21 protein-coding genes and 1 pseudogene are annotated in these 22414 nt (G+C 70.6%); 13 read left to right on the plus strand and 9 right to left on the minus strand.

The window, feature by feature from the left end; translation table 11 throughout:
- Positions 1-168 precede the first annotated feature (168 nt).
- Together ACFW2Y_RS00005 and ACFW2Y_RS00010 are read right to left on the minus strand one after the other, a co-directional pair.
- Positions 169-1950, minus strand: coding sequence for an NlpC/P60 family protein (locus ACFW2Y_RS00005; RefSeq protein WP_384871071.1), 1782 nt, complete (start codon positions 1948-1950; stop codon positions 169-171).
- Positions 1951-2395: 445 nt separating this feature from the next.
- Positions 2396-2677: a hypothetical protein gene (locus tag ACFW2Y_RS00010; RefSeq protein WP_384871074.1), complete on the minus strand. Its 282-nt coding sequence runs from the start codon at positions 2675-2677 to the stop codon at positions 2396-2398.
- Between the two features lie 190 nt (positions 2678-2867).
- Between ACFW2Y_RS00010 and ACFW2Y_RS00015 the strand changes: the two genes are divergently transcribed.
- From ACFW2Y_RS00015 to ACFW2Y_RS00025, 3 genes are all read left to right on the plus strand, one after another.
- Positions 2868-3221 carry a prevent-host-death family protein gene (locus tag ACFW2Y_RS00015; RefSeq protein ID WP_384871077.1) on the plus strand — a complete coding sequence of 118 codons (354 nt, stop codon included), beginning with the start codon at positions 2868-2870 and terminating at the stop codon, positions 3219-3221.
- Positions 3218-3568, plus strand: a complete 351-nt coding sequence (locus ACFW2Y_RS00020) for a hypothetical protein (protein WP_384871080.1) — start codon at positions 3218-3220, stop codon at positions 3566-3568. The genes ACFW2Y_RS00015 and ACFW2Y_RS00020 overlap by 4 nt, the downstream gene beginning before the upstream one ends.
- Positions 3569-3699: 131 nt before the next feature.
- Complete coding sequence (locus ACFW2Y_RS00025; protein WP_384871083.1) at positions 3700-5793, plus strand: hypothetical protein; 2094 nt, start codon at positions 3700-3702, stop codon at positions 5791-5793.
- Between the two features lie 605 nt (positions 5794-6398).
- Here the strand turns inward: ACFW2Y_RS00025 and ACFW2Y_RS00030 are convergent.
- The 3 genes and pseudogenes from ACFW2Y_RS00030 to ACFW2Y_RS00040 all read right to left on the minus strand — a co-directional run.
- Positions 6399-6659 (minus strand): Txe/YoeB family addiction module toxin, encoded by a 261-nt coding sequence (locus ACFW2Y_RS00030; protein WP_384871086.1) that lies wholly within the window; start codon positions 6657-6659, stop codon positions 6399-6401.
- 9 nt (positions 6660-6668) lie between these two features.
- Positions 6669-6926 carry a type II toxin-antitoxin system Phd/YefM family antitoxin gene (locus ACFW2Y_RS00035; RefSeq protein WP_384871089.1) on the minus strand — a complete coding sequence of 86 codons (258 nt, stop codon included), beginning with the start codon at positions 6924-6926 and terminating at the stop codon, positions 6669-6671.
- 165 nt (positions 6927-7091) lie between these two features.
- Positions 7092-7532, minus strand: a pseudogene (locus ACFW2Y_RS00040) (aminotransferase class I/II-fold pyridoxal phosphate-dependent enzyme); the annotation flags it as partial.
- Positions 7533-7555: 23 nt separating this feature from the next.
- Between ACFW2Y_RS00040 and ACFW2Y_RS00045 the strand changes: the two are divergent.
- The 7 genes from ACFW2Y_RS00045 (at position 7556) to ACFW2Y_RS00075 (ending at position 15041) form a co-directional block, all read left to right on the plus strand.
- On the plus strand, positions 7556-9004 hold the full coding sequence (locus tag ACFW2Y_RS00045) for a recombinase family protein (RefSeq protein ID WP_384871091.1): 1449 nt from the start codon (positions 7556-7558) through the stop codon (positions 9002-9004).
- A 174-nt stretch (positions 9005-9178) separates the two neighbouring features.
- The gene (locus ACFW2Y_RS00050) at positions 9179-9382 is read left to right on the plus strand and encodes a hypothetical protein (RefSeq protein ID WP_384871094.1); all 204 of its coding nucleotides are present in this window, start codon (positions 9179-9181) and stop codon (positions 9380-9382) included.
- 416 nt (positions 9383-9798) lie between these two features.
- On the plus strand, positions 9799-10638 hold the full coding sequence (locus ACFW2Y_RS00055; RefSeq protein WP_384871097.1) for a helix-turn-helix domain-containing protein: 840 nt from the start codon (positions 9799-9801) through the stop codon (positions 10636-10638).
- Positions 10639-10646: 8 nt separating this feature from the next.
- Positions 10647-11336, plus strand: a complete 690-nt coding sequence (locus ACFW2Y_RS00060; RefSeq protein ID WP_384871100.1) for a hypothetical protein — start codon at positions 10647-10649, stop codon at positions 11334-11336.
- Positions 11333-12646, plus strand: a complete 1314-nt coding sequence (locus ACFW2Y_RS00065) for a hypothetical protein (protein ID WP_384871103.1) — start codon at positions 11333-11335, stop codon at positions 12644-12646. Before ACFW2Y_RS00060 ends, ACFW2Y_RS00065 begins: the two co-directional genes overlap by 4 nt.
- 338 nt (positions 12647-12984) lie before the next feature.
- On the plus strand, positions 12985-13326 hold the full coding sequence (locus ACFW2Y_RS00070) for a plasmid mobilization relaxosome protein MobC (RefSeq protein ID WP_384871105.1): 342 nt from the start codon (positions 12985-12987) through the stop codon (positions 13324-13326).
- Complete coding sequence (locus ACFW2Y_RS00075) at positions 13323-15041, plus strand: relaxase/mobilization nuclease domain-containing protein (RefSeq protein ID WP_384871108.1); 1719 nt, start codon at positions 13323-13325, stop codon at positions 15039-15041. The genes ACFW2Y_RS00070 and ACFW2Y_RS00075 overlap by 4 nt, the downstream gene beginning before the upstream one ends.
- Before the next feature lie 40 nt (positions 15042-15081).
- On the opposite strand, the gene ACFW2Y_RS00080 is transcribed toward ACFW2Y_RS00075, so the two are convergent.
- Positions 15082-15327 (minus strand): hypothetical protein, encoded by a 246-nt coding sequence (locus tag ACFW2Y_RS00080; RefSeq protein WP_384871111.1) that lies wholly within the window; start codon positions 15325-15327, stop codon positions 15082-15084.
- A 42-nt stretch (positions 15328-15369) separates the two neighbouring features.
- Between ACFW2Y_RS00080 and ACFW2Y_RS00085 the strand changes: the two genes are divergently transcribed.
- The 3 genes from ACFW2Y_RS00085 (at position 15370) to ACFW2Y_RS00095 (ending at position 19142) form a co-directional block, all read left to right on the plus strand.
- Positions 15370-15513 carry a hypothetical protein gene (locus ACFW2Y_RS00085; RefSeq protein ID WP_384871114.1) on the plus strand — a complete coding sequence of 48 codons (144 nt, stop codon included), beginning with the start codon at positions 15370-15372 and terminating at the stop codon, positions 15511-15513.
- A gap of 297 nt (positions 15514-15810) precedes the next feature.
- Positions 15811-16422 (plus strand): hypothetical protein, encoded by a 612-nt coding sequence (locus ACFW2Y_RS00090; RefSeq protein WP_384871117.1) that lies wholly within the window; start codon positions 15811-15813, stop codon positions 16420-16422.
- A 98-nt stretch (positions 16423-16520) separates the two neighbouring features.
- Positions 16521-19142: a valine--tRNA ligase gene (locus tag ACFW2Y_RS00095; protein WP_384871119.1), complete on the plus strand. Its 2622-nt coding sequence runs from the start codon at positions 16521-16523 to the stop codon at positions 19140-19142.
- Between the two features lie 79 nt (positions 19143-19221).
- Here ACFW2Y_RS00095 and ACFW2Y_RS00100 read toward each other — a convergent pair whose 3' ends face one another.
- The 3 genes from ACFW2Y_RS00100 to ACFW2Y_RS00110 are packed head-to-tail and all read right to left on the minus strand — an operon-like array spanning position 19222 to position 22307.
- Positions 19222-20148, minus strand: coding sequence for a glycosyltransferase family 2 protein (locus ACFW2Y_RS00100; protein ID WP_384871122.1), 927 nt, complete (start codon positions 20146-20148; stop codon positions 19222-19224).
- Complete coding sequence (locus tag ACFW2Y_RS00105) at positions 20145-20861, minus strand: class I SAM-dependent methyltransferase (RefSeq protein ID WP_384871125.1); 717 nt, start codon at positions 20859-20861, stop codon at positions 20145-20147. The genes ACFW2Y_RS00100 and ACFW2Y_RS00105 overlap by 4 nt, the downstream gene beginning before the upstream one ends.
- A gap of 42 nt (positions 20862-20903) precedes the next feature.
- Complete coding sequence (locus ACFW2Y_RS00110) at positions 20904-22307, minus strand: hypothetical protein (protein ID WP_384871127.1); 1404 nt, start codon at positions 22305-22307, stop codon at positions 20904-20906.
- Between the last annotated feature and the right edge of the window lie 107 nt (positions 22308-22414).

The raw sequence follows: 22414 nt of genomic DNA on the forward strand, positions 1-22414 counted from the left end.
TCCCCATGACCGCGGCGCCCGGCCGGGCCCTCGCCGTGGGGGCCGCCGAACGGCCCCGGCGGCGAGGGCCCGGCCACACGCCGCAGACCGGCCCGCAGCGACCGCGCGGCGTGGCCGCGGGCCTGCTCCCCTCGCCGAACGGAGGAGAGCCACCGGGGCGGGCTCCGGTCAGAAGCGGCGGATCACCCGCAGGTCGTCGGTGTAGGTGGCCCCCGGCGTGCCACCCACGACCGATGCGCCGCCGACGTCGGCGAGGGTCGGCCCGTTGGGGGTCTTGCGGCTGGACACGAAGCGCCGCTTGCCGTTCTGGTCCACGCCCAGGTAGATGCCGATGTGGCCGCCCGCGGACTCCGACGACTCGTCGCTGTCCCAGAACAGCGTGTCACCGATGCGCAGCCCGTCGAGCGGGGGAACGCGGGTGCCGCCGTCCGCGATCTTCACGCCCGGACCGTAGTGGGCCTGGACGTGCGAGGTCCGGGGGAGCTTCTGCTGGTTCCGGTCCTCCTCCTCGTCGAGGACCATCGGAATGCCCATGTGGTAGCCGTAGACCATCCGGACGAAGCCCGAGCAGTCGAGACTGCCCCCGTACTGGTCCTGGGTCTTGTCGTTGTCCCCGGGGGCTACCGTCCTCGGCGTGCTCATCGCGTCGAAGTTCCAGCTGACCCACATGTAGTGCTGGAAGTCGCCCCCCACCTCGCAGAGCCCGGTGGCCACGTCCGGCTTGCTGTACCGGGCCGTGCCCAGTACCCGCGCTCCACCCCGTGCGGGGTCGGTGACGGAGGGCGCGTTCGGCAGGAACATCGCCGCATGGGCCAGGGCGTCCGGCGAGGTGTCGCCGGCCCAGGCGCGGACCTGCTGCTCCACGGCGGCCGTCCAGGTGCCGGCGAACGGCTCCGGGAGGACCCGGACCCAGGTGTCGTGGGTGATGACGGGCGGGTCCACCCACGCGGCCTCCTCCACGACGAAGTCGTAGACCCGGGCCTCCACGCCCGCCTGGGCACCGGTGGCGGCCTGCGCCCGGACGCCGACCGTGCCCGCGCCGAGCGCGGTGTCCGGGTCGGGGTCGCGCAGGCCGAAGGTCCACTCCGGCAGGTCCGCCTCGGCCGCCCCGTGCCGCCACGCGCGGGCGCGCAGCAGGTTGCCCGTTTTCTCGACCTGCACCCACCAGTGGTCGTAGGCGGCGAAGCCGGTGCCGACGGTGACCGCCGGGCCCAGCACGGTCACCGTGTTCTCCAGCGCCTTCTCCAGCGCGAGCTGGACCTCCCCGGCGGGGGTGACGATCAGCCGGGCCCGGTAGTGGGTGCGGACGCTCGACAGGGAGAAGGTGAGGGCGAGCGAGAGCGGCGCGCCGACGGGCGTCTTCGTGAACGAGAAGCGGGCCCGGGCCCGGACGTCGCCGAGCTGCTTGTCGGAGAGCAGGGCGTGGCGGCTCGAACCGACCTCGGAGAGCGTGATGGCGCCCCGGCCGCTCTCCACGAAGTAGTCGGCGACGTTGGAGTCGTCCTGGGAATTGGGCCACCACGAGCCGCCGTTGGGTGACATGCCCCAGCCCTTGCCGCTGGTGTTCGGCAGCTCCCGGTCGAACGGGTCCTCGACGCGCCGCTTCTGCTCGGTGAACCAGCGCCTGGGCCCCCGCATCGTCACCGTCCGGGCCCCGGTCGTGAGCGTCGCGAGGACGCCCTCGTCGTCGGAGACCTCCAGCCCGCCCGCGACCGCCCGCGTGGTCAGCTCCCCCTTCGGGTGTGCCGAGAAGTGCCAGGGGTCGGTCGGGTCGATCAGCATCGGCACTCGGGCGGACCACGCCTGCCCGGCGAGGGGCTCGGCCGGCGGCGCGGTGGGCGCGGCGGCGGCGGTCGGCGCCGCCGCCAGCGGCAGCGCCCCACCGGCCGCCACACCGGCCAGGGCCGTGAGGGCCGCTCTGCGGCTGGGACGGAACATCGATGCGGCCATGTGTGGGTACCCCCGGAGAAAAGGAACGCATGATCGAATGATCGGTTGAAGGGGACTCTAATCCGTGTGCGTTTTCGCCTCGGTCCGGCCCCACCCGCCTGGCAGCACGCTTTCCGTGCGCTCGTCGGGGCGCCGATCGCTTGAGGCGGGTCATGGCCTCATCCGGCAGCCCCCTCTGCCTGCAGGAGGCGAAGCGAGCCCGGCTGCGGGCAGTGCCGGGGCCGTCCCGGAAGGCGGAGTCGGGCATGGCGGCGACTCCGCAGCGCTCGGGGAGGGTGCGGCAGAAGACGTGGGCGTCCTCCTCGCCGCAGGGGCCGGCCTTGACGTGGGTCGAGTGCTGCTCGGCGGTCCGGACGGCGGTCGCGAGGCCCCGGGCGCAGGACCTTCCGGTCCTGAAGCCGCCACCTCGGGTGGTCCTCCCGGGGGTGAGAGGAGAAGGAGGCATTCAACTCCATGGGCCCCCTGTGCCGGTCGTCAGCTCGCGTACGGTGCCGCCGCCGTTTTCCAGCTCGCCGAGGGACGCGAGCGGGCACCGGGCGTTCGCCGGACTCCGTAGCAGGTACGCCGTCTCCTCCAGCGACTCGTGGTCCTCGAGGGAGACGACGGCGACCGGTTCGTGCCCCGCCCGGGGGACCGAGCTGACGTACGTCAGGTACTGCTTGGCCGAGCGGACGGCGGTGACGAGATCGGGGGTGCCGGTCACCCAGCCGACTCCGCGTTCACCCACCTGTTTCCCAGCCGACTGACGCATGGAAATCAGAGTGCAGTCAGAGTACAGTCTGAGTATGGGCATCGTGTACTCGGCATCGGAATCGGAATCCGTATCGTTCACCGATCTGTCCCGGAACCCGAAGGCGGTCGCCGCGAGGGCCGCCGCCTTGGGACGCCTGCGTGTCACGCACCGAGACGCACCCGACATGGTGCTGACCACGGCCGTACACGCCGAGCGCACCGAGGAGAACCTGACCACCGCGTCCCGGCTGTTCCTTGCCTTGATGAAGCAGGACGGGGGCGCCAGGTCGCTTCTGCTCGCATTGCCTGAGGTGTTCCCGTGGGTGCGTCACCTGGACGACGAGGAGGTCCGGGCATTCACCGTCGAGCTCCTGGACGCGCTGTCCGACGCCGCCGAGCTGGGAGCCAGGGAGGCTGTGCACCGGGTGATCGTCTCGTGGCGGGCAACCGCCCGCATCAACGCCGACCCCGACCAGCTCAGGGAAGCGCTCCGCCCGCTCGGTGACGTCGATCTCGGCCCGGTCGAGGTGCACGAGTGAGCCCGAAGAAAGGCGATCGGGTCAGTGTCCCTCCGCTGAGCGGCTGGAACGTCATCTACGGGACGACGGAGGCCGTGAACGGTTGGGAGGAACTGTGCCGGGTGGCGCTGCCGAACGCGCACCGCTGTCTGGAGGCCCTTCGCACGGACCCGCTGTCGCGGTCCAACTGGAACCGTCAGCACCAGCTCCGCGGCAGGCACGCCACCAGGGAATGGAAGGGCTCCGAGCCGGAGCAGTGGGAGTACGAGATCACCAGCGCCGGCCGGGTCCGCTACCTGGTGAGTTCGGATACCTCGACCGTGATCCTGGTGTATGCCTCCCCGCGACACCCGAAGGACACCGAATAGCCTTCAGCGGCCAGGGGGCCGGTGGCCGACCCCCTGAGGCCGGAGCCGTTCGTCCGCGGCCGATCCGACGACCGTGATTCGGCGGTAGCGTGCTGCCGCGAGCACTGGTGCGGACAGGCGGGACGGGCGACATGCGGATGAGGTTCGAGCCGGAGGCCGAGCAGGAGTTCGAGGCGGCGCGTGGGCTGCTGGTCGACCGCCTGGTCCGGTGGGCCGGGGAACAGGGGCAGCCGGTGGACGGGTTCACGGCCGAGGCGATTCTGGACTACCGGCACCGAGCGACCGTCGACGGCCGACTGGGTCTGTGGCAACCGCGCCACGTGGAGGAGCTCCTGCTCACCTGGCTGCCCCAGAACGTCACCGAGCTCCCTGGGGAGGAACGCTCCGACGCCCCAGGCACACTGCGCACACTGCTGCGCTATGTGCACGCCGAGCGGTTGGCGGACCCGCGCGGCCCCGCACTCCAGGAATGCCTCGCCGCGGTCGACAAGGTTGCGGAGCAGCACCCGGCTGCGATGGCGGACCGCACTCGCTGGGGTCTGGCGAAGTTCTGGGCGACGACGGCCGCCGAGCAGAGCGTGGACGTCCGGGACGGGGCGGCGATGCAGCGCTTCGCGGACCGGGCGCGGCGCGGAGAAGTCGCTTACGACGAGCGGGCCCTCGACGCGATCATGGAACGGCGGCTGAGCGGTCGCGCGCTGTCCGGCTCGGCCCGTGCCGAGCCGCAGCTGCCCGTCGCACTGCCCGAGGACGACGAACTGCGCCGACGGGCAGAGGCGTCGAAGACCGTGATGCAGTTGCATGGGCTCACCGAGTGGGCGGGACAGGACGGCCGCCCCGTGACGGCGACGGGACGGCTGCGGATGGCCGATGCCCGCGACTTGGTGGACGCACTTGGCACCGGGGACAAGACCGACGGGGTGCGCTCCTCGGCAGACCTGCCACGGCTGGGACTGCTGACGGAGTGGGCGAAGAAGGCGCGACTGGTCCGGGTGGTCAAAGGGCGCCTGTACGCGGTGGCCAGGTCCCGTCCGCTGCTGGCCGACCCGCTTCGGATGTGGCTGCGCGCCTTCGACGCGTGCTTCGAGCTGCGGCAGGCCCTGATCGGGGCACGCAGCGGCTGGCACGTCGAGTCGATGCTCTTCGATGTCTACGAGGACGTGCTGGGAGATGTGCTGAACACGCTCTACAGCCTGCCGTACCCGATGCCCTGGCCCCGGCTGCGAGACACGGTGCACCTGGTCTACCGGGCCTCCCTCCAGCTCGACGGCGGGTCGGACCTCCAGCACCGGATGTGGTTCGAGCACGCCGACCGGGACCTGCGCACCGTGCTCGATCTGCTGGACGACCTGGGCGCGATCGAGCGCGACCGGGGGATGGCCGACCCGGTGTTCCTCGACGTCGACCTCTCCGCCGCCGGACCGGAGCTGCCCCCGGACATGCCGCCGGAGGTCGCACAACTGCTGGGCGTCGCAGACCGGACCCCGGACCCGGTGGCGCGGGAGCGGGCTGAGCGGCGGCGCGAGGAGCTGACCGCCGGGCCGGTTGAGCTCATCCGCCTCACCGATCTCGGCACTCGGGCCGTACGGCAGCGGCTGCTGGCCGACGGGCGCGACGCACCCCTGATCGGTGAACTGGCCCAGGCGTCGGCGGGCGGGCTGCTGGGCGTGCTGGCCGAGGAATACCCGCCGGATGCCGCCCAGGCGGAGTTGGCCGGCTGGATCGCGGCGCGCGGTGAGCGGGAGGCAGCACTGCGGCAACTGACCGACGCGGTAAGAGCCATGGCTTTCCGCACGCGTGCGCAGGCGATGCTCGGCGCGCTGTGGACGGCGCTGCCGGACGGCGAGGGCGAGCGGCTGCTGCGCACGCTGCGCCGCGATCCCCAGCTCGCGCCGCTGGCACTGAACACGCTGGCACAGCGAGAGCTGCTGTCTCCGGAAGACATGACCGACACCGAGCACCTGCTGGTGCTCGCAGAGAACCTGCTCCAGCTCGTGGAGCTGGCGGGCGGCTCGGATGGCGCCGAGGAGGCGCTGCGAGCCCAGGGCCCGGAGATCAGGGACGCGATCGCCGCCGCGCTGGACTCCGCGCACCCCGACCGGGCCGGTATGGAGGAGCTCGGCCGGTTGGCTGCCGAAGTGCTGCGCGCACCCGCCGCCCGTCCCGGCCGCGCCCACAAGCGGGCGCGCCCCGCCGGCAGGAGCGGTCGCAAGCGGCGCCGCTGACCGACGACGGCATCGCCCATGGCCGCCGGTGCCGGGAAGACCGGCACCGGCGAGGAGCCTGGACAACAGGCGAGTTCCGGCGCCGTACGTCTTCGGCTGGGTATGCCGCCTGGCGTTCAGGACGAGAGGCGGCGAAGGCGGGTGGGGCGGTGTCGGCGTGCCGTGCGCCGCGAGCTCCGGCGAGGAGATGGTGGGCGCGCGTCGCGGCGTCGGCGGCGAGCAGCTCGAGGGCGGCCGGGGCCACACCGGGCTCAGGCACGGCGGAATCCACCAGCGCGGGGCCACTGCCGGGCCGGTCGGCAAGCGGCGGCGGATCGGGCAGGGGCGGCAGCGCGCCACGGGCGCTGAAGGCAGGGCCGGCTGGATCACCTGGCCGGGCCGGGAGCGCGGCCGGGCCCGCACTTGCGGTCGCCGTGGACGTGGCGGCTTCGGAGGCGGCGCGGGTGGTGTTGCGGCGGCCGAGCTCGTCGATCAACTTCCGCTCGCCGCGGCCCCGCAGGAGCAGCAGCACGAAGGGGTCGCCGTCCAGGAGCCGGGCGACCTGGTAGCAGAGGGTGGCGGCGTGTTTGGGACCGGCAGGGGCTCTGCTCGATCCTTGAGCCGTGTCAGCTCTCGTAGTGGTAGCGGCACTGAGCGATCAGGACGCCATCCTCGGTGGCCTTGTAGATCAGTCGGTGCTCGTCGTTGATGCGGCGCGACCAATAGCCCTGGAATCCGTGCTTGAGCGGTTCCGGTTTGCCGATCCCCTCGTTGCCGCTCCGGGCGATGTCCGCGATGAGCGTATTGATGCGCTTCAGGATCTTCCGGTCCTGAAGCTGCCACCACAGGTAGTCCTCCCATGCGCGGGAGGAGAAGGTGATCTTCATTCGCGGCCCTTATGCGTCGGTCGTCAGCTCGCGTACGGTGCCGCCGCCGCTCTCCAGCTCGTCGATGGACGCGAGCAGACGCCGGGCGTTCGCCGGGCTTCGCAGCAGGTACGCCGTCTCCTTCAGGGACTCGTAGTCCTCAAGGGAGACGATGACGACCGGCTCGTGTCCGGCCCGGGTGATAACGACCTCTTCGCGGTCGTCGGTGACGGAGTTGAGCACCTCGGCGTACCGCGCGCGCGACTCGGAATACGTCATGGTCTTCATGATCGACCCTCCCTTCACGTACAAGAAATTGTACGTCTATCCCTGCGGTGTGGGCAAGCGCCAGGATGACGGCTGCGAGCGGGCGGGACTCCGGCCCGAAAGATCCGGACGGGTGAGGGCCGGCCGGTGACGAGGAGTGCGACGACCGGCCCCGTAGGGCGGCGGTCAGTGCGCGAACGCCGTGCGGAGCCGTTCCGTCGCGTCCATCAGCACCTCGGTGCGTTTGCAGAACGCGAACCGGACATAGGGGGTGCCCGCCTCGGTGTCGTCGTAGAAGACCGCGTTGGGGATCGCGACCACACCCGCGCGCTTCGGGAGGGACCGGCAGAAGCCAATGCCGTCGCTCTCGCCGAGCGGGCGGATGTCGGCGGTGACGAAGTACGTTCCGGCCGGCCGGAAGACCCCGAAGCCCGCGTCGGCCAGTCCCGTACACAGCAGGTCCCGCTTGGCCCGCAGGTCCTCGCGGAAGGCATTGAAGTACGTGTCGGGCAGCCGCAGGGCTTCGGCGACGGCGTACTGGAAAGGGCCGGAGGCGACATAGGTCAGGAACTGCTTCGCCGACCGGACGGCGGTGGCGAGTTCCTGGGTACTGGTCACCCAGCCGACTCCTCGTTCGTACACTCATTCGCGTGTCGCGCAACAAGCCCACCAGGGGCAACCCCAGCACCAGCGTCGCCGGTGAGCCGGCGGCGGTCTACTGCCGCATATCCCAGGCGGACGACGACGACCAGACCGGCGTCGACCGCCAGGAGCGCATCTGCCGCGAGATCGCCGAGCGCCGGGGCCTGGTCATCGACCCCGCCCACGTCTTCGTCGACAACAGCCGCTCGGCTTGGAGCCGCAAGCGGAAGCGGCCCGGCTGGGACCGCCTGCTGGACGAGGCCCGGAACCGTGGCTTCCGACACATCATCGCCTACCACCCCGACCGGCTCATGCGGCAGCCGCGGGACCTGGAGGAGCTGCTCCAAGTCTCCGACGACCACGCGATCACCCTCCACGGCGAGGCGAACCGTCGTGACCTCGCCGACCCTGACGACCGCTTCATCCTCCGCATCGAGGTCGCGCACGCCTGCCGCTCCTCGGACGACACCTCACGGCGGCTGAAGTCCGCGATGCAGGACCGGGCGCGGGAGGGCAAGCCGCAGGGCGGCGTGCGGCGGTTCGGCTACGCCAAGGACGGCATGACGATCGTCGAGGAGGAGGCCGAGATCGTCCGGGAGGTCTTCGACCGCTACCTGAAGGGGGAGGGCCCGGCGCCGATCGCCAAGGACCTGCACGCCCGGGGCATCCGCACGGCTGGCGGCAAGGCGTGGACCGGCGGCACCGTCCGCGCGCTGCTCGACTCCCGGCACGTCGCCGGAATCCGCATGCACCAGGGCGAGGAGATCGGTCCGGGCACCTGGCCCGCGATCATCGACGCGGGTGTGTGGGCGGAGGCTCGGACGCGGCGCGAGTACCGGTCGGCGGCGTACCGGGAGGCGCTCAGCAAGCCCGCGCAGCGCTACTACCTGCTGCGCGGTCTGGTGATGTGCGGGCGGTGCGGGACGCTGATGTCCGGCACGGCGAAGGGCACCGGGCCGGTCTACCAGTGCAACCGCCGGGGCCGGAACGACGACAAGAAGTGCACCCGGTCGATCATGGCCGGGACACTGGAGGACTTCGTCGTGGACGCGGCGGTCGAGCTGCTCGGCAAGCTGCGGGTGGACGGCAGACTCGCCAGCAGCAACCTCTCGGAGAGCGTGGCTGAGGAGCTGGAGGACGACCAGCGGCAGCTCGACGAGCTGAACCAGATGTGGACCGCGAAGGAGATCTCCACGGCGGAGTACCGCAAGATGCGCAAGGAGATCACCGACCGCATCGCCAAGGCCCAACGCAAGGTCGTCGTCCGCCCGATGGTGCTCCTGGACGGCCTCACGGGTGCGGGCGCGCGGGCCGCCTGGGACGCCGAGGACATGACGGACGAGAGGCGCAACGCGGTGCTGCGGTTCCTCTTCTCCGGGATCGTCATCGACGCGCCGAAGAAGTTCGGCCGGTACATGGACTGGGACCGGATCGGCGTCGAACAGAACCCGCTGTAGCGGGGCAGGTCGGTGGAATTCCCCCCGCCGACCGAGGCGATGAAGGGCGCAACATAGCCGACGATCCCCGGTTAGGGAAACCGGGGATTTTCCGGAGCATGGATCCCCCAACCGACCCGTCGGCCGCATCACACGCCGGCGGGTCGGCGCCCGAACACTGCCCCGAGGACGTCCATGCCCCGACACCAGACCGAACCCGCCGCCATCCAGCCCGTCATCGCCCCCGTGTCAGCCCGCGCCGGCCGTCAGAAGGCGGACTCGGCGAGGGACGTGGCTCTCCAGCGCGTATGCGCGGGTTTCACGACGACGATCAGCCCGCAGAGCGCCGCGCGGCTCGCGGACCTGCTCTCCACCTCGACCTACGTCCAGGCAGCCTGACCGGAGCCGGAGGGACGGTCCCGCTTCGCTGACGGTTCGAGGACGGCCGACACAGGGCCGACAGCGGCTCGCAGGGCAGCCCGACCCCCGCCATCAACCGGTCGCGCGCATCGACCTACGGCCTCGGAACCGCCGCTCAGGACGCGTTCGCCGTGAGCTGTGCGGATTCTCGGTCGAACGCTGGATCTTCGCGCGCGGGTGTGGCTGTCTTGGTGCTGCGCCCGGAGCGCCGGCCCGCGAGAACGGAAACCCCGGCGTGGCCCGAGGAACCCTCCGAGGCCGGGCCCCATCGCATCCGCGCCCTCGCGACCCTCGCCGACACGCTCGGTACCGGGGACCGCGCCCCAATCCCACTCCGCGCACGGCCCGAAGAGGCCCGCCGCACCCGCCTTCCCTGAGCAAGGAGCCGCCACCCGATGAGCTACGACGCCCGCGAATGGGTGTGGGAACACAGCAGCAGCAAGGGCACCGCCCGCATGGTCCTCGCCCTGATCGCCGACCGGTGCATCGACCGCCGCTGCATCGCGTACGCGTCCGTGCCCACCCTCATGAAGCGCGCGAACGCATCCCGTACGGCCGTGCGCGACGCCCTCACGAAGCTGATTGCCAGCGGGGAGCTGACACAGCTCGCGGGCCGCAAGGGACCGCGCGGAGAGACGTACTACCACCTCCCGATCGCCGCCTCCTTCCTCGCCGACCAAGCAGACGAGGGGGACCGGAACGCGGCCCCTCAAGGGGATCGGTTCTCGACCCTTCGGGGGCCGGAATCCGACCCTGCCGACGCCTTCACAGGGGAGCCGGATATCGGCCCCGGGGAACGGATTCCGACCCCTGGGGGGACCGGATTCCAGCCCTCCGGGGGCGCGGATTCCGACCCCCAGAACGGTAGTGAACCGAAGGTCAACGGTAAGAGCAGCAGCTCTGCCTCCCTCACCGCCGCCGAGTGGGAGATCGACGACGCCACCCGGGCCTGGCTGCGGCGCGATGGGCACCTCGCCCGACTCGGCGAGCACGGCCTGCGGGCGGCCGACGAAAAGTGGCGCACCTACCGGGCGACGTGGGCATCCCGTCCCGCCGCCGCGTGGGGCGCCGACTGGCGCACGTGGATCGCCCGGGAACGCGCTCCCGCCCCGGAACGGCCGAACCTGCGCGCCCTGCCCGGTGGTGCCGCCCCACTCGCAGGCGGCATGACCCGCGCCGAAGCACACACCGCCGCCCTCCTCGCAGCCCTCGACGAACCGACAGGAACGGAGTAACCCACCCCTTGGAACGCCGCGAAGTCGCCGCTGTCCTCGCCTACACCGGCCGCCTCGACCCCCGCACGATCCGTACCGACCCAGGCGAGGCTCGCGACCAGCTCGCCCAGTGGCACGAACTGCTCCACGACGTGCCCTTCGCCACGGACCACGGCTGGGACATCCGCCAGGCGATACGGACGCACGTCCTCGACTCGCCCTATCCGATCCTGCCCGTGGACGTCGCCCGAGCGTGGCGTACATACCGCCGCGACCGTCTCGACCGGCACACCGACCCCACGCCGAGCGCCGACCCGGACAACCCGGCAGCCTGGCGGGCCGAGCTCCTCGGCAGCCGGCAGGCCGTGGCCACCGGAACGGCCGCGCCCTCGACACACCGGCAGCTCACCAGCGGTGGCCCGCACGCCGACGTGGAGGCCCGCCTGCGTGCCATCGGATCGTGCGTCCCACCGACAATCCGCGCCGCGCTCGCCCCCTATCGGCCGGCCCGCGCCGCACGCGAGGTCGCCGTCGCCGCAGGGCTCCCGGACGCCCTCGGCGTCCGGTGCCCGTGGTGCCACGCCCGCGCGGGCGAACCCTGCCGCAGTCGACGCGTAGGCCCTGACGGCCGGGCCCGAGGCAACGCGCCCCGCGCCACGTCCCACCCGACGCGCCTCGATCTCGCCGCCGCAGAACTCGCCCGACAGGAAGCCGCATGACCTTCCCCCTCGAATCCTCGCCCCTGCTCGCGATCGGCACGCCGTTGCTCGCCGCCGCCCTGCTGGTCGCCGGATGGCGTATCCGGCGAGGCCGGAGCCGTACCAGTGGCATGCGGACCGGCACTCCGGCGATCAAGATCGCGGGCCTGGCGGCAGCCGGCTGCACCGCCTACAGCGCCGACACCAGCTGGCGATTCGCCGCCGACTACCTGGACATGGGCAGCACCGTCGAGCGCGCCTTCATGTTCGCCACCGCCGAACTGGCCTTGTTCGCCACCGCGCTGATGGCACGCCAGAACCTCAACGGTCCCGCACGAGCGCCGGGTGTGCCCGGCGTCCTGGTGTGGGTGATCACCGGAGTGCAGATCATCCCCGCCTACGCCGAGTTCGGGCTCGTCGGCGGCACCGTGCGCGCCTTCATAGGCCCGGTCATGGCGGCGATGCTGTGGCACCTGGCCATGGGCATCGAGCTGCGCCACCGCACACCCCAGGCCGCCTCGCGCGGTCTGACCGCCGTCCTCGTCCGGCAGACGCGCGAACGGCTGCTGGCACGGCTGGGCATCGCGGACCAGGACGCGGACGCCGCCCGGCTCATCCGCGAGCGCGCGCTGAGCGACGCCGTCGCCCTGATCCTCCGCGCCGAAGCGATGACCGACGGGCAGCGTGGCACGCTGCGGGGCCGGCGCCTGTCCCACCGCCTGCACGAGGCACTGGAGCGGGCTGACGTCGACGGAGACCCGCTCCAGGACGAGTTGCTGCTGCGCAAGCTCGCCACGCGCAAGCAGGCCCTCGACCTCGCCTCCCTCACCCTGCCCCCGCGCTGGCACGCCCCAGTCCCGAACGCCGCCGGCGGTTCCGGGCAGAGCCGTCCGCGCGGAGGCTCTCCGAAGCGGGCGAAGGCGACGGGCGGTCTGCCCGCATCCGATTCGGGCGACGAGGATACCCACCGGGCAGCCCGCCCACAATCCGCTCGCCCGGAACCCGGCACCCGTCTTCGCCCGAGTGCGGAGCGCCCGCGGCGGCCCGTCCCCGTACCCGTCAGCCCGGAACCGAAATCGGGCGACGGACCTGGCGCTGACCCGGGCAAAACCACGAAGCCGAAGCAGCCGGGACGAAAGCCCGAATTGCCGTGGGACGTCCTCGTCGCCTACGCCCATCGCGTCCATCAGGAAACCGGGCGCCTTTCACGCGACCGCCTGGAAGACGCCGTGCGTGCCGACGGGCACAGCATCGCCAGCGACCGCGCTGCCGAGGTCACCCGAGCCGTCAAGGCGGAGCTGAAGACCGCTCGCGCCGACCATCCCCACTGAGAGGGCCCACGCCGACGGTCCCCGCCCTCTCGTCACCCCGCACTTCAAGAAAGGCGCTGATGATGCACGAGCACGTCACTCCCACGCCCGTCGGTCAGCAGCAGGAAGGCCCCACCCCAGCCCACAGCGGAGCAAGTTGTCCCGGGAGCAATGCTCCCGGAGTTCCCGCCCCGGGGGTGGCGGGAGCGGCCCGGCGCCAGGTGGCGCCGGACCGGCAGGCTGCGACCGAGGGCGGACCGCGGCCTGGAGGGGAACGGCGGGCCGAGTCGCTTTCGCGGCGGCGTCAGCGTGCCCGTCAGCCGAAGCTCCGCAAGCGCCTGCACCAGCCCAGCTGCCGGATGAACGACGCCGAGTACAAGCGCTTCACCGACGCGGCCGCCCAGTGCCAGATGACCAACGCCGCCTTCCTCGCCTACGCCGTCGACAAGGCCGCCCGCGACCTGACCCGCACCGCCGCCGAGATCGCCACCGAACGGGAAGTCATCGGCGAGCTGTTCGCCGCTCGCCGACACCTGGGCCGGATCCACGGCCTGTTCAACCAGGTCGCCAAAGCCCTCAACTCCGGTGCCGACGCACCCCACCTCGACGCCACTGCCCAGGCCGTCCTGAACGCCGCCCGCCGCATGGAAGACGCCACCGACGCCCTACTCGCCCACCGGGACGGCGGTACCGCCTCGTGATCCCCCGCATCCACAAACGCGGCAGCGAGACGATCGGGCTGATCCGCTACCTGTACGGACCCGGCACCTACGAGGAGCACACCGACCCCCACCTGGTGGCCGCCTTCGACCCGCTCACCCCCGACCCCGGCCGCGACCCGCAGGCCACCTACGGGCAGCTGCAGCGGCTGCTCGACCAGCCCGTCGACGCCCTGCCCGCCGGGCGGCAACCCGAGAAGCACGTGTGGCATCTGTCCGTACGCTCCAGCCCGGAGGACCCCGTCCTGTCCGACGACGACTGGGCAGCCATCGCCCGTCGCATGGTCGCCGCCACCGGCATCGCCCCCGACGGCGACGACGCCGCCTGCCGGTGGGCGGCCGTCCGGCATGCCGACGACCACATCCACATCATCGCCACCCTAGTCCGCGAGGATGGCCGACGGCCCCGCCTGCACAACGAAGCCCGCCGCGCCCAAGCCGAGGCCCGCCTCGTCGAGGCCGACTACGGCCTGCGCCGGGTCAGTCCGGGCGATGGCACCGCCGCCAAGCGGCCCACCAGCGCCGAACGCCATAAAGCCGACCGCCGTGGCAAGCAGCGCACTCCGCGTGAGGAACTGCGCGAGGCGGTCCGCCGCTCGGTGGCCGGCGCGGCGAGCGAAGAGGAGTTCTTCGACCGCCTCGCCGCAGCCGGCCTGCTCATCCGGCGCCGTATCGTGCCGTCGGGCGACACCCTCGGCTACACCGTCGCCCTCCCCGATGACCGCAACGCCAAGGGCGAGCCCGTCTTCTACTCCGGCTCCAAGCTCGCCCTGGACCTCTCCCTGCCCCGCATCCGCGAACGCTGGACCAAGACCTCGGACGACCCCACCCAGGAACCTGCCCAGCCGTCGGTGACCGGGCCCGCGTCCGCACGCCGACGCGCCAGTGCCGCCGCCTGGGAGGCCCTGCTCGTCATCGACCATGGGGACGACGGCGTCATCACCGCGCAGATCGCCGCCACCGGGGAAGTCCTGGACGCCCTCGCGCAGACCTCCGCCGCCCACACCCGCCGCGAACTCCAGGCCGCCGCCACCGCGTTCGAACGAGCCTCCCGCTCCCACGTCCGCGCCTCACGCGGCCACGACCACGCCCTGCGCGAAGCCGCCCGTGACCTCGTCCACGGTGGCCCGGCCCTCGGCCGAGGCGAGGACGGCGCCACCGCCGCGATGGCCATCGACATGCTGATCTTCCTGATCACCGCCGCCGCACACTGGCACGCCAAGAAGCAGCACGCCCAGCAGGCCGAGGCCGCCCACCGAGCCGCCGAACACCTGCGCGCCGCCTACCAGGCCGCCGCCGAGTCCCCCTTGGCCATGCTCAATCAAAGGGGTCGGTGTCTGGCTCCAGCCTGGCAACGCCACCACTCCGCCGCCGTACGCCATGCCCTGCCCGAGCTGGCCGACCGGATCCTCTCCGAACCCGGCTGGCCGGCCCTCGCAGCCACCCTCGCCGAGGTCCAGGCAGCCGGTTACAGTCCCGCCACCTTGCTCGCCCAGGCAGCCGCCCGACGGGAGCTGGGCACGGCGGAACGCGTGAGCGACGTGCTCGTGTGGCGTCTGCGGCGGATGGCCGACCTCCCCGCTGATCCCCACAACTCCCAGGGTCAGATCACCCGGGGCAAGTACGCGGTCACCTCGCCGAAACAGGCAGCGCAAACCGGGACCAGGCTCGCGAATAGTTCGCCGCGGCGACGCTGACCGTAGAACCGAGCCGCGGAACATAGCAGACAATTCCCGGTTAGGTAAACCGGGAATTCTCCGCAACATAGAACACGCCCCCAGCCCACCCCTCCAAGGAGAATCCGTATGCCCAGCCCGAAATCCGCCCCCACGCCATGGCCCTGCTGTTCGACACGAACTTCAACCGCCCCCGGGCACCCGCACCTTCCGCCACCTCGACGGACGCCCTTTCACCGACGAGGAACAGGCCCTCGCCGATGACGCCACCCTCGAAGAGTTCCAGGCCGCCGGCGTCCATGTCCACAACCCCGAGGCTGAAGCTGAGGCCCAGGCAGCCGCGCACGAAATGGCCGAGCTTCTGTTCAAGTACGTCATCCCGCACCGTGAAGCCCTCATCCCCTTCATGACCCACGAGGACATGCTCAAGTACGGCCGACTGGAGACTGTCGTTGCTGCGGGCGCCGGCAGCCTCCGCCGGTACAAGGACTGAGTGCAGAGGCACGGCCCCAGCCGCAAAACCCGACGGCCGGTGGTCGGGAGTGCTCCCCACCACCGGCCGCGCCCCGTCGTCCACCGGACCGCCCCGCACAAGTCAGACCGCGAGAGTCGGTAGTCGGCGGACAGAGTCCTTCCGGCCAGCGATAGCCCCGTTGCGCATCCGACAGATCGAACATGCGAATAGCACGGTTCCCGGGACCGAGCACACTCACACGGCAACCGACTAACGTACGGGCCGAATCGCTCCCACCAAGCTCGCACGACATCACGCCTGAACAGGAACAGCCACATGCCAGTACGCCCCGAGCTGCCAGAGATCTTGAACCGGGCCGATTTCGGTGGTCTCGCCAAGCGGGAGCCGAAGAGCGTCGCGAAGATGGCCAGCCGTGGCCTCCTAGCCGAACCGACCCACCAGCACCAGGGCAAGCCCATCTGGGAGAAGTCGGTGGCCATGGACTGGTTCCGCGCACTGCACGACCACGCGGTCGTCGTTCCGGGTAACGAGCTGGCCTTCGCCGAGCTGCGGGACCACGGCATCTACATGTGCCCCGCGACCAGCAACCACCTGAGCCTGGCCCGGCCACGGCTTCTGGTCATGTACACCCCTGGCGGCGGCGGCCGCGTATTCGAAGTCACGGCCGTCGAGACCGTCAAGCAGGAGCTTCCCGGAACCCGGGCCACGACTCCCGGGACCGTGGAGATCACGCGCACGAGGGAAAGCGAGGATCGGACCACGCACCCGTGGACGATCTTCTTCCTCTCCGAGGTGGGCAGCGTCGAGATGATCACTCCCGTCATCCAGCAGGGACGCTATGTGACCATCCACGATGTCCAGCAGGCCATGCAGTCGGGCAAGCTCCTGGTGCCACCGCTCGACAATGCGTTCCCCGTTCGGCAGTGAATCCCCGGCCGGAGGCAGCAAGAGGGAGTAATCGGGCCCTGGTGACGCCAGCAAAAGCCAGGCGAGAGTAGCCGGGGCACGCCCTTAGAATGGCCGTCGTGACCGACAACACTCAGCAGCAGACAGCGCCCACCACCGAACTGCCGACCCAGTACACGCCGGCCGAGGTAGAGGGGCCGCTGTACGAGCGCTGGGTAGAGCGCGGGTACTTCGAGGCGGACGCGAAGAGCGAGAAGCCGGCGTACACCATCGTCATCCCGCCGCCCAACGTCACCGGCTCGCTCCACCTGGGCCACGCCTTCGAGCACACGCTGATCGACGCCCTCACCCGCCGCAAGCGCATGCAGGGCTTCGAGACGCTGTGGCAGCCCGGCATGGACCACGCCGGCATCGCCACCCAGAACGTCGTCGAGCGCGAGCTCGCCAAGGAGGGCAAGTCCCGCCACGACCTGGGCCGTGAGGCATTCGTCGAGCGTGTCTGGGAGTGGAAGGCCGAGTCCGGCGGCCAGATCGCCGGCCAGATGCGCCGCCTCGGCGAGGGCCTGGCCTGGAGCCGGGACCGCTTCACCATGGACGAGGGCCTGTCCCGGGCCGTCCAGACCGTCTTCAAGAAGATGTTCGACGACGGCCTGATCTACCGCGCCGAGCGCATCATCAACTGGTGCCCGCGCTGTCTGACGGCCATCTCCGACATCGAGGTCGACTACCAGGACGACGACGGCGAGCTCGTCTCCATGAAGTACGGGGAGGGTGACGACACCATCGTCGTCGCCACGACCCGCGCCGAGACGATGCTCGGTGACACGGCCGTCGCCGTCCACCCCGACGACGAGCGCTACGCCCACCTGATCGGCAAGCGGATCAAGCTGCCGCTGACGGACCGTACGATCCCGGTCGTCGCCGACACGCACGTCGACCCCGAGTTCGGCACCGGCGCCGTCAAGGTGACCCCGGCACACGACCCGAACGACTTCGCCATCGGCCAGCGTCACAACCTCGAATCCATCGAGGTCCTCGACGAGCGCGGCATCATCACCACCCACGGCCCCTTCCAGGGCCTGGACCGCTTCGAGGCCCGCTCCGCCATCGTCGCCGCCCTGCGCGCCGAGGGCCGGATCGTCGCCGAGAAGCGCCCGTACGTCCACTCCGTGGGCCACTGCTCGCGCTGCAAGACGACTCTGGAGCCCCGCCTCTCGATGCAGTGGTGGGTCAAGGTCGAGACCCTCGCCAAGGCCGCCGGTGACGCGGTCCGCGACGGTCGGGTCAACATCCACCCGGCCGACATGTCGCAGCGCTACTTCGACTGGGTCGACAACCTCAACGACTGGTGCATCTCGCGCCAGCTGTGGTGGGGCCACCGCATCCCCGTCTGGCACGGCCCGAACGGCGAGCTGGTCTGCGTCGGCCCCGACGACGAGGCGCCCACCGGCGAGGGCTGGACGCAGGACACCGACGTCCTCGACACGTGGTTCTCGTCCGGCCTGTGGCCGTTCTCCACGCTCGGCTGGCCGGAGCAGACGCCGGACCTGGAGAAGTTCTACCCGAACTCCGTCCTGGTCACCGGCTACGACCTGATGTTCTTCTGGGTCGCCCGGATGATGATGTTCGGCCTGTACGCGATGGACGGCCAGCCGCCGTTCCACACGATCGCGTTCCACGGCATGGTCCGCGACGAGTTCGGCAAGAAGATGTCGAAGTCGTTCGGGAACACGGTCAACCCGCTGGACTGGATGGACAAGTACGGCTCCGACGCCCTGCGCTTCACCCTGGCCAAGGGCGCCAACCCGGGCGTCGACGTCCCGATCGGCGAGGACTGGGTCCAGGCGTCCCGGAACTTCGCCAACAAGATCTGGAACGCCACCCGCTTCGCGATGATGAACGGCGCGACGGTCGAGGGCCCGCTGCCGGCCGCCTCCGCGATGTCGGCGACCGACCGCTGGATCCTGTCCCGCCTGAACAAGGTCGTCGCCGAGGCGGACGCCTACTACGACGACTACCAGTTCGCGAAGCTCGCCGACGCGCTCTACCACTTCGCGTGGGACGAGGTCTTCGACTGGTACGTCGAGCTGTCGAAGACGACGTTCTTCGAGGGCGGCGAGCAGGCCAAGGTCTCGGCCCGCGTACTGGGCGAGGTCCTCGACGTCACCCTGCGGCTGCTGCACCCGATCGTCCCGTTCGTCACGGACACCCTGTGGACCACCCTGACGGGCCGCGAGTCGGTCGTCATCGCCGAGTGGCCGAAGGACTCCGGCTTCCGCGACGAGGCCGCGGAGAAGGAGATCGAGCTGGTCCAGCGGGTCGTCACCGAGGTCCGCCGGTTCCGTTCGGACCAGGGTCTCCAGCCGGGCCAGAAGGTCCCGGCCCGCCTGGAGCTGGCCGACACCGCGCTCGCCCCGCACGAGGCGGCCATCCGTCAGGTGCTGCGCCTCCAGCCGGAGGGCGACGGGTTCGCCGCCACCGCCTCCCTGCCGGTCGCCGGTGCCACCGTCGCACTCGACCTCTCGGGCACGATCGACGTCGCCGCCGAGCGCAAGCGCCTCGCCAAGGACCTGGCCGCCGCCGAGAAGGAGAAGGCCCAGGCCGAGGGCAAGCTCGGCAACGAGGCGTTCCTGGCGAAGGCCCCCGACAACGTCGTGGACAAGATCAAGGGCCGGCTGACCAAGGCGGACGAGGACATCGCCCGCATCCAGGCCCAGCTGGACAAGCTGCCGCAGCAGTAGGCGCCCGGAGCATGCCCGAAGGGGGCCCAGACCGTCTGGTCTGGGCCCCCTTCGGGCTCTTCGGCCTTCGGCTCTGGTCCTAGGGAATCCCCAGTGCCTCGTACGGGCTCGACAGAGAGAACTCACGCTGCTGCGCGACGATCTGGGCCTGGTGGAGATCGAACTGCGCCATGTACAGAAGGTCGTCGAGGCGTGACGGCTTCTGCTCCAGCACGTCGAGGGCGATCTCGGCAGCGCTGTCGTTTCTCTCCAGCCGGTCCCGGAAGAAGTCCAGGTTCTCCTCCACGACGAGACGAGTCATGTCGAGCTCCGAGACCTCCGCGTCGGACACTCGGTCGACTCGCGAGTGCACCCGGTACTCGTAGAAGGGGCCGGCGACGCAGTGGATGTTGTTGGCCGCCCCTCGCCTGAACCGACTGGCCAGCAGATTGACGGCGAAGGCCCAGTCTCCCCACTTGAGCACCCTCGGGTCGTACAGGCCGCATTCCAGGGCGTCAGCCCTGCGGCAGACGATCGACGTCGGGACGTGGTGCTTGCGCACCACGAGGTCCTCGCGACAGGGGTACGAGGAGATGGTGAAGCCCTCGAAGGCACCGAACATCCACGACATCGTGTGCACGAACGCGGTGTCGGGGTCAGATTCGAGGATCTCCACCGCCCTGTCCGGGTAGGAGCCGGCCGCCAGGAGGAACGGCTCGGTGGCCAGCCGGTCGTCGGCATCCACCTGCATCACGTACTCCAGCCGCGCGGCTGCCAGTCCGGCGTTCCTGGCAGCGTGGTGCCCCTGGCGCTGTTCGAGGCGGACGACGCGTACGCCGGGCAGCTCGGCGCAGGCGTCGATGTCCTTCCGGGTCGTGTCGTCGTCCGACCCGTCGTCCACGATCACCACCTCGTACGGACGCCGAAGCGGCTGCTCGACGACCGACTCCACCGCCTCGACGAGGTAGTCGCCGGCGTTGTGGCAGGGGATGACGAAGCTGATGCCTCCATGGCCCGTGGTCGTCACGAGGCTTCCCGTCCCTTCATGGTCGCGGTGCCGGCCGAAGCGTGGCATCTCCGCACCGCGGTGACGGTCGCGCGAGTCGCGTCGAAGTAGGTGCGCCCCGAGCGAGTGTCCTGCTCGGCGTGGTCGTCCCAGCTCACGGTCACGTCCCAGCCCTCGTAGATCCGCTCCACCGCGCGGCTGAAGGTCTCCTGCGTGTAGCGGGCCTCGCCCTCGATGTGGATCTGACCGCCCTGGGCATCCGTACGGGAGATTTCGGTGAAGACCTCCAGGTAGTGCACGTTGACCGATCGGGAGCTCTGTACGGCCTGGGTGAGCACGGCTTCGACGTCGCATTGGGACAGGTAGTGGAGCACGTCCTTGGCGACGAGCAGGCCGAAGTCCTCCTCGACCACGTACTGCTCGATGAGGGACTCCACCACCGTGACGCGCTCCGCCAGGTTCTCGTGCGGCGAGAGTCGCCGGAGCAGCGGTTCGGCCGGGGCCTGGTCCACCGCGACAACGGTGAAGCCGGCCTTCGCCAGGGCGATGGTGTAGGCCCCGGCGCCGTATCCGAGGTCGAGAGCGCGACGCGGGATGTCGGCGGGGAGGGACGTCAGCAGGGCGCGGAACCGCGCCGAGACGGGCGCACGCAGCTGCTCTCCGGTGCTTCGACCGTTCCGTAACGCGTCCGCGTAGAAGGCGTGGAGGGACGCCTTCGAGTGCTGTACAGGCAAGGGGCACCACCTGGGGCTGGAGGGATGAGCGAGGGGAGGCATCTAGAAGTCGGCGATCTCGACGGGCCGACCGGGCGTGAGCAGAGAGGTCGCCAGCGCTTCGGTGACCTGCATCGGTAGCAGGTGCGCGGCGAGCGAGCTCCTGTTCTCGGTGCCCCGCAGCCAGTTCTCCATGAGCTGCCGGTTGCTGTCGCTGTGGAACAGCCCGTCGAACGTCCTGACCGACGTGTACTGCTCGTCCGGCAACAGGGAGGCGTTCGCCCTCGTGGTCAGCCGGGCGAAGGCGTCGATCCTGTCCGCGTTCTGTCCGCGGGGCACGTCGTAGCAGTGGACGTGCGCGGAGTAGAGGGTCGACAGCTGCGCTTCGAGGTCGACGCTGGAGGTGCGGCCTTTCTTGTTGTAGACGTCGTCCGGGAGGTCACGCCAGCTGCGGACGGACGGCGTCGTCTGCTCGAAGGACAGCGTCCCGACGGTCAGGGTCCGCTCCGACTCGACGTCGACCAGGCGGAACGTGGCGGTGATGTCCGTCTCGCCGAAGGCGTTCTCCAGGATCGCGGAGTGCGGCCAGCGGGGGTGTCCGTCCTCGAACCGGCTGGCAGCCGGCTTCGGGATCCTGAGGTGCTGATCGGCTGGGAAGGCTCCGAAGGAGCTGACGTCGAGCCGGAAGCGGCGGTCGGGGAACACGAGCTTGTTGAGGGACAGGCACTGCACGGCGAGGTCCACGTAGTGGTAGGCGCCGTGCATCATCATCCCGTAGCCGTACCGGTAGGGGTGATCGTCCCGCGTCTCGTACTCGTGCTGGAGGTTCCACACACCGCCGGCGGCGCGCAGGTGGAACGAGGTGACGGGGGCCTGCCAGTCCCGCACCCGCTCTTCGAGCGAGCGCAGCACCTCCCCGTTGTAGATGCGGTGGTACCGGCTCAGCGTCATCACGGAGTGCTTGGCGCCCGTACACCCGGCCTGAGCGATCAGCTCCCGCATGACCTCGCTGATGCGGGACGGCGCGAACCGGCCATCCGCCATGGGCGCCAGAACCGGCTTCTCCACCAGGGAGTCGATCCCGTTCTCGACGCAGTAGCGCAGGTACGCCTCGTGCGCCCGCACCTCGGTTGCGATGTACACCTTCGTCGGCAGCTCGGGCAGGCGGAGGCGCCGTAATGCCGCTCCGATCAGCTCGGGCTGCGTCTGCTGCGCGGTCGAGCCACGGCCCGACTCCGGGAGGTAGACGACCTCCCGGGGCTTCAAGTCGACCCCGTGGATGCGCTCCTCGATCGTCGGCCGCTCCGACTCCAGGTCGATGACGGAGTACGAGTCGACGTGGCCGGCCTCGATGGCGTCCTTGATGCAGGGCAGGTACTTGTTGGCGACGATCTCGTCGAAGCCGACCACGACGAGGTTGTGCCGGCGCGTGGCGGAGTGTGCGTCGGGAACGGTCGAACGCCCCATGTGCTCCTCGAAACCGCGGAGGTTCGGCTGTCCGGGCGCCACGGCCGATGTCACCCGAGACGTTCGAGAGTCGGTTCTCATGCGCATTCCTCCCACTCGTGCTGTCA

Source organism: Streptomyces sp. NPDC058877 (assembly GCF_042742855.1).
Classification (GTDB): Bacteria; Actinomycetota; Actinomycetes; order Streptomycetales; family Streptomycetaceae; genus Streptomyces.

Coding starts and splice junctions, on each gene's coding strand:
- ACFW2Y_RS00005 (WP_384871071.1), bottom strand. CDS start 1,950: ATGGCCGCATCGATGTTCCGTCCCAGCCGCAGAGCGGCCCTCACGGCC.
- ACFW2Y_RS00015 (WP_384871077.1), top strand. CDS start 2,868: ATGGTGCTGACCACGGCCGTACACGCCGAGCGCACCGAGGAGAACCTG.
- ACFW2Y_RS00025 (WP_384871083.1), top strand. CDS start 3,700: ATGCGGATGAGGTTCGAGCCGGAGGCCGAGCAGGAGTTCGAGGCGGCG.
- ACFW2Y_RS00030 (WP_384871086.1), bottom strand. CDS start 6,659: ATGAAGATCACCTTCTCCTCCCGCGCATGGGAGGACTACCTGTGGTGG.
- ACFW2Y_RS00035 (WP_384871089.1), bottom strand. CDS start 6,926: ATGAAGACCATGACGTATTCCGAGTCGCGCGCGCGGTACGCCGAGGTG.
- ACFW2Y_RS00050 (WP_384871094.1), top strand. CDS start 9,179: ATGCCCCGACACCAGACCGAACCCGCCGCCATCCAGCCCGTCATCGCC.
- ACFW2Y_RS00055 (WP_384871097.1), top strand. CDS start 9,799: ATGAGCTACGACGCCCGCGAATGGGTGTGGGAACACAGCAGCAGCAAG.
- ACFW2Y_RS00065 (WP_384871103.1), top strand. CDS start 11,333: ATGACCTTCCCCCTCGAATCCTCGCCCCTGCTCGCGATCGGCACGCCG.
- ACFW2Y_RS00070 (WP_384871105.1), top strand. CDS start 12,985: ATGAACGACGCCGAGTACAAGCGCTTCACCGACGCGGCCGCCCAGTGC.
- ACFW2Y_RS00085 (WP_384871114.1), top strand. CDS start 15,370: ATGGCCGAGCTTCTGTTCAAGTACGTCATCCCGCACCGTGAAGCCCTC.
- ACFW2Y_RS00090 (WP_384871117.1), top strand. CDS start 15,811: ATGCCAGTACGCCCCGAGCTGCCAGAGATCTTGAACCGGGCCGATTTC.
- ACFW2Y_RS00110 (WP_384871127.1), bottom strand. CDS start 22,307: ATGGGGCGTTCGACCGTTCCCGACGCACACTCCGCCACGCGCCGGCAC.